This is a genomic window from Aquimarina sp. MAR_2010_214 (assembly GCF_002846555.1).
Lineage (GTDB): Bacteria > Bacteroidota > Bacteroidia > Flavobacteriales > Flavobacteriaceae > Aquimarina.
In genome coordinates this window covers 3,528,071-3,545,771 of sequence record NZ_PJMS01000001.1, presented here as the reverse complement: position 1 = coordinate 3,545,771, position 17,701 = coordinate 3,528,071, and the positions used below count along the sequence as shown (strand labels likewise).

The 17,701-nt window shown below is 31.7% G+C and carries 11 protein-coding genes; 7 read left to right on the top strand and 4 right to left on the bottom strand.

The window, feature by feature from the left end; translation table 11 throughout:
• Positions 1-37: 37 nt before the first annotated feature.
• Positions 38-2,479: a S9 family peptidase gene (locus tag ATE84_RS15200; RefSeq protein ID WP_101448771.1), complete on the top strand. Its 2,442-nt coding sequence runs from the start codon at positions 38-40 to the stop codon at positions 2,477-2,479.
• Between the two features lie 61 nt (positions 2,480-2,540).
• Here ATE84_RS15200 and ATE84_RS15195 read toward each other — a convergent pair whose 3' ends face one another.
• From ATE84_RS15195 to ychF, 3 genes are all read right to left on the bottom strand, one after another.
• The gene (locus ATE84_RS15195) at positions 2,541-4,043 is read right to left on the bottom strand and encodes a response regulator (protein WP_101448770.1); all 1,503 of its coding nucleotides are present in this window, start codon (positions 4,041-4,043) and stop codon (positions 2,541-2,543) included.
• A gap of 166 nt (positions 4,044-4,209) precedes the next feature.
• The gene (locus tag ATE84_RS15190; RefSeq protein WP_101448769.1) at positions 4,210-5,100 is read right to left on the bottom strand and encodes a DMT family transporter; all 891 of its coding nucleotides are present in this window, start codon (positions 5,098-5,100) and stop codon (positions 4,210-4,212) included.
• 119 nt (positions 5,101-5,219) lie between these two features.
• Positions 5,220-6,314, bottom strand: coding sequence for a redox-regulated ATPase YchF (gene ychF / locus ATE84_RS15185; RefSeq protein ID WP_101448768.1), 1,095 nt, complete (start codon positions 6,312-6,314; stop codon positions 5,220-5,222).
• 230 nt (positions 6,315-6,544) lie between these two features.
• On the opposite strand from ychF, the gene ATE84_RS15180 reads away from it, so the two are divergent.
• From ATE84_RS15180 to ATE84_RS15160, 6 genes are all read left to right on the top strand, one after another.
• Positions 6,545-7,063, top strand: coding sequence for a hypothetical protein (locus ATE84_RS15180; RefSeq protein WP_143273649.1), 519 nt, complete (start codon positions 6,545-6,547; stop codon positions 7,061-7,063).
• A 156-nt stretch (positions 7,064-7,219) separates the two neighbouring features.
• Positions 7,220-7,387, top strand: a complete 168-nt coding sequence (locus ATE84_RS26475) for a hypothetical protein (protein WP_199176882.1) — start codon at positions 7,220-7,222, stop codon at positions 7,385-7,387.
• A 234-nt stretch (positions 7,388-7,621) separates the two neighbouring features.
• Positions 7,622-10,240: a TonB-dependent receptor domain-containing protein gene (locus ATE84_RS15175; protein ID WP_101448766.1), complete on the top strand. Its 2,619-nt coding sequence runs from the start codon at positions 7,622-7,624 to the stop codon at positions 10,238-10,240.
• 448 nt (positions 10,241-10,688) lie between these two features.
• The gene (locus ATE84_RS15170; protein WP_101448765.1) at positions 10,689-13,658 is read left to right on the top strand and encodes a TonB-dependent receptor domain-containing protein; all 2,970 of its coding nucleotides are present in this window, start codon (positions 10,689-10,691) and stop codon (positions 13,656-13,658) included.
• A gap of 251 nt (positions 13,659-13,909) precedes the next feature.
• On the top strand, positions 13,910-15,148 hold the full coding sequence (locus tag ATE84_RS15165; RefSeq protein ID WP_101448764.1) for a mechanosensitive ion channel family protein: 1,239 nt from the start codon (positions 13,910-13,912) through the stop codon (positions 15,146-15,148).
• A 20-nt stretch (positions 15,149-15,168) separates the two neighbouring features.
• Complete coding sequence (locus ATE84_RS15160; RefSeq protein ID WP_101448763.1) at positions 15,169-15,450, top strand: DUF3817 domain-containing protein; 282 nt, start codon at positions 15,169-15,171, stop codon at positions 15,448-15,450.
• Between the two features lie 44 nt (positions 15,451-15,494).
• Here the strand turns inward: ATE84_RS15160 and ATE84_RS15155 are convergent, their stop codons facing one another.
• On the bottom strand, positions 15,495-17,540 hold the full coding sequence (locus ATE84_RS15155; RefSeq protein WP_101448762.1) for an HD family phosphohydrolase: 2,046 nt from the start codon (positions 17,538-17,540) through the stop codon (positions 15,495-15,497).
• Between the last annotated feature and the right edge of the window lie 161 nt (positions 17,541-17,701).

Genomic DNA, 17,701 nt, shown 5'->3' with positions numbered 1-17,701 from the left:
TATCATATTACAAACACATTAATCTAAAACTCTATTCATGAAACCCATTAAGTTAATTCTATTTTTATTCTTTGCTATATATAGTAGTAATGCTCAAGAAAGTGTCGACTATCAAAAACCTCCAAAAGAAATTTTAGACCTTGTAGATGTATCTCCTGCTCCTTCCGTTCGTGTTGATAAAAAAGGTGAAAATCTAATTTTCCTTTATAGAGATAACTATAAAACTATTGCAGAGTTATCAGAGAAAGAAATGCGATTGGCTGGATTACGAATTAATCCAAAAACTAATATTTCTAGTAGAGTTAATTATTTTAATAAAATCAAATTAAAAAAAACAGATGATAAGAGTGCTAATCAAATTATTGGATTGCCAGAAAATACAAGAATAGCTAATTTTAGTTGGTCTCCTGATCAAAGTAAAGTTGCATTTACAAATACGACATCAAAAGGTGTAGAGTTATGGATTTTAGATATTTCTGAAAGAAAAGCTAATAAAATTACAGAGGATAATCTAAATGCAAATATGGGAATGCCATATAGATGGTCTAGGGACAATTCATCTTTATTAGTAAAATTTATACCATCTGACAAAAAAACATTAATTAATCCACTGGATGCTGTTCCTACAGGTCCCACAATAACTATTAGCGAAGGAACAAAAGCTCAAAATCGTACATATCAGGATTTATTAAAGAACCCTAATGATGAGTATAACTTTGAACAACTAGCCATTTCAGAAATCAAAAAGGTAACTCTTGATGGTACGATCACAAATTGGGCTCCTCCAGCTATGTATAATGGTTTTTCTTTTTCTCCAGATGGAAATTTTGTTATAGCAACAGCTATTCAAAAGCCTTTTTCTTACTTGGTTCCATATAGACGTTTTCCTCAGGAAACAAAATTATATGAGAAAACAGGAAAAGTTATTAAAACAATCAATAAAGTACCTCTTAACGAAGTTTTACCTAAAGGATTTATGTCTACACGATTAGGTAAAAGATCAATGGTTTGGCGTAGAGATCATCCGGCTACATTAGTATGGGCCGAAGCATTAGATAAAGGGGATCCGAAAGTAAAAGTAGAGTTTCGTGACGAAATATTCCAACTCAGTGCTCCTTTTACCAAACCTGCTAAATCTATTTTAAAAACAATTGACCGTTATGCAGGAATACAGTGGACGAACAGTGAATTAGCAATTGCTTATGATTATTGGTGGAATACTCGAAACACTAGAACTTATGTTTTTGATCCATCTAAACCTAATCAAAAACCTAATATTATTCATAATAGAAATTATCAAGATAAATATAATGATCCTGGAGATCCGGTAAGTATTAAAAACAAATATGGATATTCTGTTATTAATGTTCAGAATAACAATATTTATATGATTGGAGATGGTTATACTAAAAATGGACAATTTCCATTCATTGATAAATTCGATCTAAAATCTAACAAAACTTCTCGAATTTATCAATCCGAATTTACAGATAAAATAGAGAATATCTACTCTGCTATTAATATGGAAAAAGGAGAATTTTTAATACGAATAGAATCCCCTACCGAGTATCCTAATTATTATATAAGAAACATCAACAAGGTAAACGATTTAAAACAGATTACTTTTTTTAAAAATCCATTTACTAGCATTCAAAACATCCATAAAGAAGTTATTAAATATAAAAGAGATGATGGATTAGAGCTTTCTGGAACACTATATCTTCCTATTGGTTATGATAAATCAAAAAAAGAAAAAATGCCAATGATTCTATGGGCATATCCTGTTGAGTTTAAAAACAAAACTAGTGCATCACAATCTACTTCTAATCCCAATGAATTTACATATCCATTTTGGGGGTCGATGTTATATTGGGTTACCAGAGGGTATGTTGTATTAGACGATGCTTCATTCCCCATTGTGGGAGAAGGAGTTGAAGAACCAAATGATTCTTTTAGAAAACAATTAGTTGCAAATGGAAAAGCTGCTATAGATGCTGTAAATGCATTAGGATATATCGATCCAAATAGAGTAGCTGTCGGAGGACATTCTTATGGTGCCTTTATGACAGCAAATTTATTATCACATTCTAATCTCTTTGCGGCAGGAATAGCTAGAAGTGGTGCTTATAACAGAACACTTACCCCTTTTGGTTTTCAAAGTGAAGAACGAAGTTATTGGGAAGCTCCAGAAATATACTATAAGATGTCTCCTTTTATGCATGCAGAAAAAATGAAGACTCCCCTTTTATTAATACATGGAGAGGCTGATAATAATTCAGGAACATATCCTCTTCAAAGTGAACGGTATTTTAATGCATTAAAAGGATTGGGTGCTACTACAAGACTAGTTATGTTACCTAAAGAAAGTCATGGATATAGAGCAAAAGAATCTATATTACATTTGTTATGGGAACAAGATCAGTGGTTAGAAAAATATGTAAAACACAGAAAAAAAATTAAAACAGAAGAAACAAATTAGAAGTATAAAAAAATAGGTCTTTTGTGCAAAAGACCTATTTTTTTTTATAGCATGAATATCTTTAAGGCAGCAAGTGCTTTGTTATAATATTTTTGAGATCATTTTTATTTAATGGCTTATTAATAATATCATTCATTCCGATTCCCATACATTCTTCTTGCACTTCACTTAACTCTGAAGCAGTAAGAGCAATAATAGGTGTGGTCTGATTAAATTCTCGTATACGTCTGGTGGCTTCTGTTCCGTTAAGATATGGCATATTCAAATCCATCAGAATAAGATCAAAATCTTCTTTTTTAACCATTTGTAGTGCGTTAAAACCATTCTCTACAATAATACAATCATATCCTATGATATTTAGAAGGTTTTTGGTAACGATTTGATTTATTTTGTTGTCTTCTGCAACCAAGATTCGTCTATAAATAGTATTGATATTACTACTATTTGGATCTATTTCTTTCTCTTCCTTTTCGTCTATAATTTCTAATTGTAAATCAAAATAAAATTTGGTTCCTCTCCCTTCTTTACTGTCCAAATATATTTCGCTATCCATCATCTCTATAAGGTTTTTAACAATAGACAAACCTAACCCTGTTCCTTCGGATTTATTAAACTCTCTACCTACTTGAGAAAATTTTTCGAATACAAACTCTTTTTTATCTTCAGGGATTCCTACCCCATTATCTTCTACTTCGTATCGTATCGTAATCATTTCATTATCTATGGAGAGAATTTTTATTCTAAGCCATATCTTACCATTTTCTGTAAACTTTGTTGAATTTCCAATTAAATTAATTAGAACTTCCGATATTTTAAGAGAATCCACATCTAATACATCGGGTAATTCATTAGGTATTTCTAAAACAAGTTCATTGTTTTTGTTTTTTGCCTGATACTCAAAAGAATATAGTAAATTTTGAGAAAGTTGAAGTAGATTTGTAGGCGTCTTTGTAAGTTTTTCATTATTAGATTCAATCTTACTTATTTTCAATACCTTATTTATTAAATCAAGAAGGTAGTCTCCAGAAAATTTTAATGAATTAAGTAATTTTTTATGTTTTAAGGAGATATCTTTTTCTTCTAATAATAATGTAGTAATTCCGACCACACCATATAGAGGTGTTCTTAGTTCATGACTTACGGTAGAAATAAATTGAGATTTTGTATTGGTAAGTTTTTCAGCTTCTGCCTTTGCTTCAATGAGTTGTTCATTTTTTTCTTTTAAGACATCACTATTTTTTTTTCTTACCCTATATTTCCAATAAAAGAAAAGAAACGCTATGAGTAGTAGAACAAGACTAACCAATAGTATATTGATAACCGTATTTTTTTTGGCTATTTCTGCTAAATATGCTTCTTTTTCATTATTTTCAAGTTCACTTTGATATATAGCATCATCAAAGTTTCCTTTCCTAACATCTACGGGTTTTGATTTTTCTTTACTAGATTCCTCTACTAATGCCACTTTGTCGCCATCAGCTTTATAGTTCGTTTGTCCATAACTGGAAACACCTATATATACAAAACAGTAGAGTATTATTACCCTTAAGCCCCCTTTACTCATAAATATTACAAATCTAATTTACTTTGCCAATGTTTTTTTGGAAAGCGTCCCCCATCAATGTAAGTGAAAACTTACGAATTTAGATTGTTAATTTAATAAAAAAACATTAATAAATGCTCAAAAACAACATTGAAACTTTTTATTGGTAAATAGATTTTGCCATATTTTATTTTTTCTTTGAGATTACATACACTCCAAAAATCACTATTGTAGCTCCAATAATCTGGACTATTGATAAATTTTCTCCCAAAAGGAAATAAGCCAAAAGAATTGTAGATACAGGTCCTAAACTTGCTATAATCGAAAAATTAGAAGCTCCAAGTTTTGCAATAGCTGCAGATACCAAATATGAAGGTATAATTGTAGAAAATACTGCCATGATTATACAAATAAGATATACTTCTAAAGGATAATTCATTATATCTTGTCTATCAAAGATCAAATACTGAATAATAATACATAACGATGAAACTATCATTGCATATGAAGTAAAAGTTACTACCCCAAACTTAGGTATTAACCACCCACTTCCCACTAGATAAATCGCATAAGTTAATGCACTCAAGAAAATTAAAAATCCTCCTAAAGCCATGTGAGTAGTTTCGATTTGAAACTCTCCCCAAAACGTAATAATCACACCTATATATGTTAGTAAAATAGCTAATAGTTGTCGCTTAGTTATTATATTCTTCAAAAAAATCCGTGAAATAATAATAACTAGTGTTGGATAAATAAAAAGAATTATTCGTTCTAACCCAGCCTTAATGTATTGCAATCCAAGGAAATCAAAATAACTTGCTAAATAGTACCCTACAAATCCAAAAAACAAAACCCAAAGGTAATCTACATTTTTGATCTTTTCTTTATCCTTAGGTTTGTTAAAAAAAGCAAGTAGTACATAAATAGGTAGAGAAAACAACATTCTAAACAATAATAGATGTTCTGAGCTTATATCAAATTTATATGCTAATTTGACTAATACTGCTTTTGCAGAAAATAAAATGATGCCTATAATTGCAAGTGCAATTCCGTAAGTAGATAATTTAGTGTTTTGCATTTTTCAAAAATAGTAGTATTGATTTTACAGAAAATCTTATACTTCTATCAATTACGACACCCAACAAAAAAACCTTTCTGGGAATACCAGAAAGGCTCTATAAATAAACAACGTATTTTCTATACATTAAATAAGAAATGCATTACATCTCCATCATTTACAACATATGCTTTTCCTTCTACTCCAAGTTTCCCAGCTTCTCTTGCTTTAGACTCACTACCATATTTTACAAAATCATCATATTTAATAACTTCTGCTCGTATAAAACCTTTCTCAAAATCGGTATGAATCACTCCTGCTGCTTGTGGTGCAGTAGACCCAACATTAATCGTCCATGCTCTTACTTCCTTCACTCCTGCTGTAAAATATGTTTGCTGGTTCAATAGCTTATATGCTGCGCGAATTAATACTGATGCGCCTGCTTCTTCTAGTCCCATATCCTGCAAAAACAATTGACGCTCTTCATAGTCGTCTAATTCAGTAATATCAGCTTCGGTACCTACTGCTAGTACTATCACTTCTGCCTTTTCTGATGCAACAGCTTCTTTTACCTTTTTTACATAATCATTTCCGTCTACTGCTGATCCTTCATCAACATTACAAACATAAAGTACTGGTTTGTCTGTTATAAACTGAGAAGGTTTAACATATGCTTCATGGTCATCTTCAGAGACATCAATTGCTCTAACTGATACTCCCGCTTCTAATCCTTCTTTAAGTTTTAATAAAATAGCTTCTTCTTTCTGGGCTTCTTTATTTCCAGTTTTAGCAGCTCTTTTTACTTTATCTAGTTTTTTTTCTATGCTCTCTAGATCTTTAAGCTGTAATTCTATATCAATCGTTTCTTTATCTCTAATTGGGTCGATCGAGCCATCTACATGAACAATATTATCATTATCAAAACAACGTAATACATGTATTATAGCATCTGTTTCTCTAATATTACCTAAAAACTGGTTTCCTAGTCCTTCTCCTTTACTCGCTCCTTTTACTAAACCCGCAATATCAACAATTTCTACTGTTGCGGGGATTACCCGTTCGGGTACTACTAATTCTTCTAGCTTCTCCAATCTAGAGTCTGGCACATTCACTACCCCAATATTTGGTTCTATGGTACAAAAAGGAAAATTAGCACTCTGTGCTTTTGCATTAGACAAACAATTAAACAATGTTGATTTTCCAACATTTGGTAACCCTACAATTCCTGCTTTCATGTTACGTATATTAATAATGGTTGGGATATTTTCTATAGTTTACTCCCAATTTTTAAGAGTGCAAAGATAATGCTATTCATGTATAGTAAACAAGTACAGATGCATAAGATTATTCAATACATAATTTACAGTAAAAATTACATTTCTAAATATAAATTCTCTTCTTCCTGATATTTAGATTTTAGCATATTTTAGTTTTTATGTAAATTTGTGTCTAAATAAATACACAAATGAAAACTTTAAAAACCCTAATCACAGTGGTATTTATGATTTGTACTGCTGTTAACCACGCGCAATCAGACGAAAAAAGCGACAATAAAAATTCGTCACAAGAAACAGTAACCAAAATTATTCGCATCAAAGGGCCTAATGGTGAAGAAAAAGTCATTAAAAAACAGGAAGTTATTACTAAAAAAGGTAAAATAAAGTTTAGCCCTGATGGAAAAGACAAAATTAATCAATCAGCTATTTATGAAGATGATGAAGTAGTTGTGCAAAAGTTTCAAACCACTTCAGATATGGCAGGTTATACTAAAGTTACTGATGAAAAAGGCTTTATAGTAACTCTTTTACATAAATCTGGTAATAAGGTTGCGAAGATAAGGCCATTAAGTAATGGATACTATATTGTTAACTCAGGAGATAACAATAATTGTCTTGGACATTTTGACAAAGATGAGAACTTAATCCTAGAGATGTATGATTCAAAAATCGATGAGGTAACTACAACTGTATATAAAGTAAACTGAATCTTTATCAGTAAAATTTTAATAGATAAAACCGAATCCTGTGGATTCGGTTTTTTTATTTAAACATTTATTTATAAACAATAACGATTATTGTAATAAAAAAACTTAATTTAAATGAGTATTCAAACCATAATATAAATCTTAAAACCTAAAATCATGTTACAAACTATTTTAAACTTCAAAGGAGTACAAAAACTTAACAGAACACAACTTCAAATCATTAAAGGCTCAGGATGGCCCAGAAACGAAGAAGATTGTCTTGCCTGTGGTGGTGAATGGAGTGCTCCCTTATGTGCGTTATCTTCGAATTCGCCATGTGCATAATTAGTAAACAATTAAAAATGAAGGTGTAAATACTTCTACAAGTTTTTACACCCTCATTATATAAATAAATGGGCATATTTTTTAATTTTAAAAACCTTCCTAATTACTCTTCTTTTCAATTGTATTCACAAATAAAACTACATCTTTAATTAAAAAACACGTAGTACTTTATGTCAAATACCATCCTTTTTAGATATATTTAAGGACACAATCATCTTAAACAACTATTTTTTTATGAAAAAATTCACACTCATTTTATTGAGCTTATTCACCAGTTGGTGTTTTGGTCAACAGGTCGTAACAGGTACAGTTACAGATTCTTCAGGAACTCCATTACCTTATGTAAATATTATAGAAAAAGGGTCTGCCAAAGGAACTACAACAGATGATCAAGGTATATATTCAATTACCGTAGACGCAAATACTATTCTTGTTTTCAGTTTTATAGGTTTTGAGACACAAGAAATAGAAGTAGGAACGCAAGAAAAAATTGATGTAGTTCTTCTTGAAGGAGAGGCTTTAAGTACTATTGTAGTAGTTGGATCCAGAAGTCCTAAAAGAACGGCAACAGATACTCCTGTAGCAATTGATATCATTGATATGCAAGATATTATTACCAAAAGTGGTAAAATAGAAATTAATGAACTCTTACAATATACTGCTCCTTCTTTTAATGCAAACAAGCAATCCGGATCTGATGGAGCAGATCATATAGATCCTGCAACATTACGTGGTCTTGGGCCTGATCAAACTTTGGTTTTAATAAACGGAAAAAGAAGACATTCTTCTTCTTTGATTAATGTTTTCGGAACTCGTGGAAGAGGTAATTCTGGAACGGATCTTAATGCTATTCCGGCATCTGCTATAAAAAGAATTGAAGTATTAAGAGACGGTGCTGCTGCACAATATGGATCTGATGCTATTGCCGGTGTTATTAATATTGTTCTAAAGGATAACGTTAACAAATTAACAGGAAGTATCAGCTATGGTACGTATAACACAAATGCAAAAGGAGATTTTCCTGCCGGAACACCTAATACTGATGGAAATCGTTTGGATACCGAAAATGATGGAAACATCATTGCTGATGATAAAAGTTTTGATGGGGGATCCGTAAAAATAACTGCCAACTATGGAGTAGAGATTGGAGATGGTGGTTATGCAAACTTCACTACAGAATATCTTAGTAAAAACAAAACACTACGTCCCGGTTTTGATTTCAGGAGAGGTTTTGGTGAAGCCGCTATAGATGGTTTTAATTTCTTTGCTAATGCTGCAATTCCTATATCTAAAAAAACTGAAATATATGCTTTTGGAGGGAGAAACTATCGGGATACTGATGCTTTTGCATTTACTCGTAATGATGGAGAACGTGTAGTTACCTCTATTTTTCCAAATGGTTTTACACCAAGGATAACATCAAATATTATCGATAATTCTGTTTCTGCTGGTGTTAGAACCGAAACAGAAAGCGGTTGGAAAATCGATATCAATAATACTTGGGGTAAAAATAATTTTCATTATTTCATAAAAGGAACTTTGAATGCTTCTCTACAAGACTCTTCACCAACAGATTTTGATGCTGGAGGACATAGTCTTAGTCAAAACACAACCAGTCTTGACCTTTCCAGATATTACCCAAATATCCTTAAAGGATTAAATATTGCTTTTGGTACAGAATACAGAACTGAGAATTTCGAGATTTTTGCTGGTGAAGAAGCGTCATACGCAACATACGATGTAGATGGCTTACCTATTACAAATCCTGCTACTCAAACACAGCCTACAGATCCTACTGGAGCATTGAGACCTGGTGGATCTCAAGGGTTCCCAGGATATAGCCCTGCAAACGAGGTAGATCGTTCTAGATCTAACCTATCTGTATATGCGGATGCAGAATTAGATATTTCTGATAGTTTTTTATTAGGAGTTGCAGGAAGATTTGAAGAATATAGTGATTTTGGAAGTACTACTAATGGTAAATTAGCTTTTAGAATTAAAGCTACAGAAGGTGTTAATATTCGTGGATCTGTAAGTACAGGTTTTAGAGCTCCTTCCCTAGCTCAAATATATTACAACCTTAGATTTACTGATTTCCAGGGTGGAGTCGCAACAGAAACCTTATTATCTGCTAATAATAGCCCGGTAACAGCTTCTTTTGGGATCAAACAACTCGACGAAGAAATAGCATTAAATGGAGCCTTAGGAGCAACAGCTACTTTTGGTGGTTTTACAGCTACAGTAGATGGTTATTATATTAGTGTTAAAGATAGAATTGTATTGACGGGAACATTTGCTGCTCCTCAAATACCAAATGTTGCAGAAGCTCAATTCTTCGTTAATGGTGTAGATACAGAAACTATTGGTTTAGATTTAATACTATCTTGGAAAGGAAACTTTGACTTTGGTGATGTATCAGCAACACTAGCAGGAAACATCAACAATATGACTATTGAGGATGTAAACAATGGGAGCTTAGATGAAGCCACCTTTTTTGGAGAAAGAGAAAAAGCCTTTTTATTAGCTTCTGCTCCAGAAAGCAAATTTGCTTTCAATGCCAATTACAGCAAAAACAAGTTTAATGCTGGGGTTGGTTTAACACACTTTAGTGAGATTGTTCTTATCGATTTTACGGACGCAGAAGATGTATATGGTGCTAAAATTACTGCAGACCTAAATGCAGGATACAGGCTAACTGATAACCTAAAGTTTACCATTGGAGGAAACAATATTTTTAATGAATATCCCGATCAACAGAATGATGGAGAAACAGAAGCTGGTGGATACTGGGATGCTGTTCAAATGGGATTTGGTGGAGCTTATTACTATGCTAGATTAGATTTTAATTTCTAAAAAACATTAAAAACATATTTTGTAAGACCGTCTAAGTTTTTAGACGGTCTTTTTATTTTTTTGAACATTCAGAAATAAGAAATATCTTTTTCAATTCCTACTTACTATTATTTCACATTGGAGCATAAAAAGTAAAGCTTACTTAAACCCATTATAGTACTCATCTTCTTTCTGACAATTTTGTGATATTTCCCTAGATTAGTTCATCGTTTTGACATCTTAGATATAGTAGTAAAACTTAGATACTAGCCTTATAACACAACTCCTATTTGTTAAATATTGTAAATACAAATTCACAATATTTTCAAAACAAAAAACATAATTTTTTATGATTTTTTCACATATATTTTAAAAAATTCATAATACTTTATGTTAAATACTATCATTTTTAAATATATTTAACCAACAATCATCTTAAATCAACAACTATTTAAACACAAATTATTACATGAAAAAACTCGCATTTATTTTAATCGCACTATCCACAAGTCTGTGCTTTTCGCAACAGACAGTAACAGGAGTCGTCTCAGATGCAGATGGTTCTCCTTTACCCGGAGTAAATATTATTGAAAAAGGAACCAGCAATGGTTCTACTACAGATTTTGATGGTAAATATAGTATCGAAGTCAATCCAGAAGGTATTCTGGTCTTTAGTTATATAGGTTTTAATTCTAAAGAAGTCTCTGTAAATTCTCAAACTACCATTAATATTTCCTTAAGTGCCGGAGCAGAACTTGAAGAGATCATTTTAGTAGGATCTAGAGCACTACCTAGAAGTAATACTACTTCTTCGCTCCCTGTTGATGTATTGCCTGCAAAAGAATTAACTTCTACAGGTCAAATTACATTTGATAAAGCATTACAATATAAAATACCATCATTTAATACTGTTCAAACACCAGTTAATGATGCAACCTCATTATTAGACCCTTATGAGATTAGAAATATGGGGCCTAGTAGAACCTTAATTCTTATTAACGGAAAACGGAAAAATCTAAGTGCTTTATTGTACACTCAAACTTCTCCTGGAAGAGGTGAAACTGGTTCTGATATTTCTGCAATACCAACAGATGCCATAAAACGTGTAGAAATATTAAGAGATGGTGCATCAGCACAATATGGATCTGATGCCATTGCCGGTGTAATGAACATTATTCTAAAAGATAATCCCGAAGAAGGTTCTGTAACTATTAGGTCAGGAATTACATCTGAAGGAGACGGAGAAACGATAGGAATTAGCTTAAACAATGGTAGTTCTATTGGAGAAGACAAAGGGTTCTTTAACTATACTGTAGATTTCTCTAAAGTAAGCCTAGCCAATAGACCAGGAACTGTAGATGGACAAGGAGAATTTGATGATTTCGTTTTCACAAATCCTGATAGCTATAGTAGTTATTTAGATGCTGGAGGGCAAGCTTTAAACGGAGGAGCTACTCTAACAGGTCTTACAGCAGAACAAGCTCAGCAAGAATTTATCGATAACTATGTGGGTACTGCTAATCATACTACCAGACTTGCAGAAATCAATGCTTCTAATACACAGGGAAGAGCAGATGTTGATCAATTTTTGGCCCTCAAACCTGATGCAGGAAATATCAATGGGTCACCAGAAACAGCAGCAGCTAAATTTTTGGTAAATGGTGGATATGATATAAATAAAAATACGCAGATCTACTTAAATGCTGCCTATGTATATAAGAAAATAAATAGCTTCGCTAATTACAGAACTCCATATTGGAGAACGGAAGCCGATTTTCCTTATTTAGCTGATTTTTTTCCTGATGGTCCAAATGGTCAGTATGTTGGATATGTACCTACTTTTGAAGGAGATCTTAATGATTATAATGCTACCATTGGTTTTAAAACGAAAAGAAATGGTTGGAATTATGATCTAAGTTACACTACTGGAGGAAACACACAAACCTATAAAGTAAATAATTCGCACAATCGCAATACTGTTTATTCTCCCTCTACATGGATTGATACAAATAACAATGGTTCTGTAGATCCTGGTGAACTTACACAAGGTTCTGAATTGTATAGAGAAAATAGCCCTATATCGTTTGATCCAGGAGGAACTGGATTTAGACATAGTGTAGGAAATATTGATATTGCAAAATTAGTTACTGATAAAATCAGCATTGGTTTTGGAACAGAATTTAGAACAGAAACCTTTGAAATTATTGAAGGAGATCTCGCTTCATATGATGGCGGTGGTGCCGATTCTTTTGCTGGGAATAGTCCTGAAAATTCTGGAACTTTTAATCGTTATAATTTTGGTGGATATTTGGATATAGCATATGATATTACCGAAGATTTTCTAGTTAACGGTACGGTTAGATTAGAAGATTATAGTGATTTTGGTGACGCTTTTGTGTGGAAACTAAGTTCGCGCTACAAATTTTTAGACGATAAATTAACTCTAAGAGCCTCAATTTCTACAGGATTTAGAGCACCAACACTTCATCAAATTTATACTCAAAAAGCGCAGTATAGTTTTGTTCCGGGAGCAGGGATTCAAGTTGGTGGATTAATAAATAATGTTTCTCCGCAAGCAAAATTATTAGATATTCCACAATTAGATGCAGAAGAATCCACAAATATCACTGTTGGTATTGGTGCTAAGATTAATAGTAATATAAACTTTACTATTGATTATTATAATATTCAGGTTGAAGACAGGATTGTACTAAGTACCGAAATTGGAAAAACTGCTACCGATGCTGTTGGTAATAGTATTGGTAATACAAACCTTGATCAATTACTAAATGACAATAACTTAAATGACCTAAGTTTTTTTGTTAATGCACTCGATACCAGAACTTCTGGTATAGATGTTGTTGCAAATTATAAAAATATAAATCTAGCTGGTGGCTCCCTTGGATTTAGTTTATCTGGTAATTATACAATAGAAAACGAAAGAGATGGGGATGTTAAAAACCCAGCAATTGTTGCTAGTGCTGGACAATCTGTAGTTAACCTTACTCAGGAAGCCTTATTCTTTACTTCTAGACCTAAAACCAAATGGATTTTGGGAACTAGTTATGATATTGGTAAATTTGGTTTTTCTATAAATAATACATATTTCGGAAAAACAGAATTTAGACAACAGGGCTTAAGTCCTAATTTAAAAACCGAGTTCATCCCTAAAATTGTTACAGATTTAGGTATTAATTTTAATGCAACAGACAAATTTACTGTTGCCGTAAATGTTAATAACCTATTAAATGTTTTACCAGAATGGGAGTTTAAATCTCTTAACGCCGCGGGTGATGCAATGATGAATGATCCGGCAGAATTAAAAACAGCTTCCAACCTAATCACTTTTAATCAAAGATATTCACAGATGACTTATGATGGTTTTCATTTTAGTCAATTAGGAACTATGTTTAATCTATCTTTAAATTATAAACTATAGTAACAACATAGATTAAATTATATTAAAACAGATTGTTTAAGAAACATTCATTCTGTCATGTTGAGCAGCGTCAAAAAATACCAATAATAAAAGATGATTGTCTTTCGACGCTGCTCTAAATGGCAGGAAAATAAATTTTTCAGATCTCCTTACCTCTTCCAATATCTTTTAAAAAAATAAAATCTTTCATTTTATTTACTTTATAAAAAGCTAGAATCCTATTTTTGCATGAATTTTAGTACCAGACAGTCATGAAAGATTTAACCCGTTACTTCTATAACCTTCTTGTTTCAAAAGGTATTTCAGAAAATACAGCAGAATACTTAAACCTTCTTATAGGGATATGTATCCTGGTAGTTGTTCTTTTTCTATTAGATTTTGTAATGAAAAAAGTTATTGTAGCCATCTTTAAAAGCTATGCCTCAAAATCTAAAAATACCTTCGACGATTATCTAGTCAAAAATAAAACCTTTGATTATCTGGCACATATAGTACCATTATCCCTAACAATATGGATTGTTCCTATGTTATTTATTGCTTTTCCTACAGCAGAAAAATATCTGGAAACCCTGTTTAATGTTATGGTTATCGTACTAATAATATGGGTATTAAGAAGTATTCTTAGAACTTTTAGAGATTTTTTAAAGTCTTTAGATTCTTTTAAAGATAAACCTATCGATAGTTATGTACAGGTGTTTATGATATTTGTATGGTTTATAGGAGCTATTCTAGTGTTTTCATTGATGACAGGAAAGTCGATATGGACATTCTTAACAGCTCTTGGAGCAATGTCTGCCGTTATTCTTCTAATTTTTAAAGATACCATTCTGGGTTTTGTTGCAAGCATACAAGTAGCAGTAAATGATACCGTTAGAATTGGAGATTGGATCACTATGCAAAAATATGGGGCCGATGGCGATGTCATCGAGATTAATCTATCATCAGTAAAAGTTCAAAATTTTGACAAAACCATCACTACGATCCCAACATATTATCTTACATCGCAGTCATTTAAAAATTGGCGTGGTATGATGAACTCGGGCGGAAGAAGAATTAAAAGAGCACTGTTAATCAAAACATCCAGCATTTCCTTTTTATCTGAAGGTGATCTCGATAAATTAAAAAAAATTGAGCTTATTGAATCTTACCTTACCACCACACAACAAGATATAGACTCTTATAATCAGAAATCCAAGATTGACAAAAGTGTATTGATGAATGGAAGAAACCTAACTAATATGGGAGTTTTTAGAATGTATGTAGAATTATATTTAGAAAACCATCCGTTTATCAATAAAGAAATGACAATTATGAGTCGTCAATTACCGCCTTCTGCTCAAGGAACACCTTTAGAAATATATGCCTTTAGTAATAATAAAATTTGGAAAAACTATGAACAAATAATGGCCGATATTTTTGACCATTTATTATCTGCTATACCGTATTTTAATCTAGAGGTATTCGAGCTAAATTATACTTCAGAAAAATAACTTAATATCAATATAATTTTATGATTACCAGTTTCAGACTAATCAGCTATCTTGAGGGTATTTCTTACTTACTTATCCTCTTTGTAACCATGCCTTTAAAATATATTTTCGAATCTCCAGAACCTAATCAAATAATAGGAATGGCTCATGGGTTTCTTTTCCTAATTTATATTGTATTTGCATTTCTTGTGAAACCAGAAAAACAATGGAACATCAAAACACTTATGATTGTTTTAGCTTGCTCTATTATTCCTTTCGGAACCTTTTGGATGGATAGAAAATATTTAAAGAAAGTAGAGTAATTGAAAATTGAGATTAGATCATAATTGATGTCTATAGTTAAGAATTACTCCGGGTATTCTATTCTAAGATGGTAAATATTGGTTAATTTACGTTTAAAGACTTTTTTAACTTGTTGAATTTCTTTAAAAGTAATATTAGCGTTCAAGAACTGATTATCCTCCATTTGTTTACTTACTATTTTTTCTACGAAAGAATCAATCAAACTACTTGTAGGGTTTTTCAAACTTTTTGAAGCTGCTTCTACACTATCACTCATCATCAAAATGGCCGTTTCTTTAGAAAATGGCCTTGGCCCTGGGTATTGAAAATCTTCAATATTCACATTTTCATTAGCTTCTTTTTCTTTGCTATAGAAATAATACACAGTACTTGTTCCATGGTGGGTTCTGATAAAATCGATGACACGATCCGGTAAATTATTCTTTTTTGCAATCTCTATACCCCGTATTACATGATTAATAATAATTCTTGCACTCTCTTTGGGGGACAATACATCATGCGCATTACCCGAAGTTAATTGATTTTCAGTAAAATAAGTAGGATTAGCCATTTTACCAATATCATGATATAAAGCTCCTACTCTTACCAGCATTGCATTAGCTCCGATTTCATTGGCAGCTGCTTCTGCAATATTCGCTACATTAAGGGAATGATGAAATGTTCCAGGTGCTTTATTCGATAATTCTTTAAGTAAAACCGAATTTGTATCACTAAGTTCTAATAACGAGACATCAGAAATCAATCCGAAAATCTTTTCATATGCATAGATTAAAGGGTGCACTATAAGTGTTGCAAACCCACTTATCACAAACAATCCAACTGTCATCCAATCGATATTGCTTATACTTCCTTCATGAATAACATGAAATGCAATATATGCCAAGATATAAATTAAGGTGATCTGTCCCACAGAAATAAACAAATTAGCTCTTTTAAAAGATTCTGAAATTGTTAATATCGTTACAATTCCTGCTATAATCTGCAAAAAGGTATACTCATAACTATTGGGAACAACAAATCCCAGTATCAATACTGTAATTACATGGGTAAACAATCCTAATCTCGAATCAAAAAATGCTTTAAGAATCAAAGGAAGAATACACAACGGAACCACATAGATATAATCTGATCGATATTTAACCACCAATGTGGTTATTAACACAAGAAAAAGAACATTAAAAAAAATAAAGGTTACCTGAGTATTATTTTCATATATATCTGCTCTATATTTTTTAATAAACAATAAAAGCATCATAAGTGCCAATGAAACCAATAGACAATAACCCAATACGATCCAATAGAAGTTTTTATCGCTCCAAACCTGAGATTCATATTCTGCTTTTAACGAATTTAATATTTGCAGTTTATCTCCTTCTACTACTTCTCCTTTAGCAATAATTCTACTCCCTCTAGACACTCCTCCTCTGGTAGTAAGAACTTTCTCTAGTTCAATTTCTAAAGTACTCTCAGTTAATCTTTTATTTAATCTTACATTAGGCTTTATCAAATCATAAAACAGGGCTACATAATCACTTTTAAACTTCGTATATTCACTTTTATCAATACGAGAATTAATTGTTCTGGTTAAGACATTAGAAGTTAGAATTTGACCATACGTTATTGCTTCTGCTGTGTTTCCTTTATTTAAAAAAATTTGCCTATCATCATCATAGGAATACTTTTCTTGCAAAACCCCATGTCTATATATATCATTTAGCAATATTCTACCAAAAAGTTTTGCCTGATCCCTACTACCACTTTGATCTAATACTTTTAAATAATTAGAAAATGCAGTATCATAATATTCTTTAGCAGTATTAGCAATTATAGTATCATATTCAAAATATGGAATTACATCATCATTAATTCGTCTTTTCTCTGCCTCAATTTCTGCTTCAGTTTTTGCAATTGCAAAATCAAAAGGGGCATATAGGTTTTCATATTGCCAAGGTTTCCCTTTGGTAAATTCGTATTTAAATATTCCTCCTTTAGGAAATAAATATACAATAAGTGCTGTAGTGCATATAAAAAGAAAAATCCTATAGATAGAGGATTGTCTTTCATATAATCTATTTAAAAATCTTTTCATGATATTGTCTTTTTTAATCAATCTAATCTGATTAAAAATTTAATACTCCATATAACATCTTCATTTGGTCATTCTCTCATTAAAAACAATCAGATAATAATTCACAAAAAAGGTGATTATCATTAATAATATTCATTTTTTCAACAGTATTATTTAAATTA

What these genes read in the sequence shown, in the direction of transcription:
- ATE84_RS15165 (WP_101448764.1), top strand. Translation starts at nt 13,910, where the DNA reads ATGAAAGATTTAACCCGTTACTTCTATAACCTTCTTGTTTCAAAAGGT.
- ATE84_RS15155 (WP_101448762.1), bottom strand. Translation starts at nt 17,540, where the DNA reads ATGAAAAGATTTTTAAATAGATTATATGAAAGACAATCCTCTATCTAT.
- ATE84_RS15160 (WP_101448763.1), top strand. Translation starts at nt 15,169, where the DNA reads ATGATTACCAGTTTCAGACTAATCAGCTATCTTGAGGGTATTTCTTAC.
- ATE84_RS15195 (WP_101448770.1), bottom strand. Translation starts at nt 4,043, where the DNA reads ATGAGTAAAGGGGGCTTAAGGGTAATAATACTCTACTGTTTTGTATAT.
- ATE84_RS15200 (WP_101448771.1), top strand. Translation starts at nt 38, where the DNA reads ATGAAACCCATTAAGTTAATTCTATTTTTATTCTTTGCTATATATAGT.
- ychF (WP_101448768.1), bottom strand. Translation starts at nt 6,314, where the DNA reads ATGAAAGCAGGAATTGTAGGGTTACCAAATGTTGGAAAATCAACATTG.
- ATE84_RS15175 (WP_101448766.1), top strand. Translation starts at nt 7,622, where the DNA reads ATGAAAAAATTCACACTCATTTTATTGAGCTTATTCACCAGTTGGTGT.
- ATE84_RS15190 (WP_101448769.1), bottom strand. Translation starts at nt 5,100, where the DNA reads ATGCAAAACACTAAATTATCTACTTACGGAATTGCACTTGCAATTATA.
- ATE84_RS15170 (WP_101448765.1), top strand. Translation starts at nt 10,689, where the DNA reads ATGAAAAAACTCGCATTTATTTTAATCGCACTATCCACAAGTCTGTGC.
- ATE84_RS26475 (WP_199176882.1), top strand. Translation starts at nt 7,220, where the DNA reads ATGTTACAAACTATTTTAAACTTCAAAGGAGTACAAAAACTTAACAGA.
- ATE84_RS15180 (WP_143273649.1), top strand. Translation starts at nt 6,545, where the DNA reads ATGAAAACTTTAAAAACCCTAATCACAGTGGTATTTATGATTTGTACT.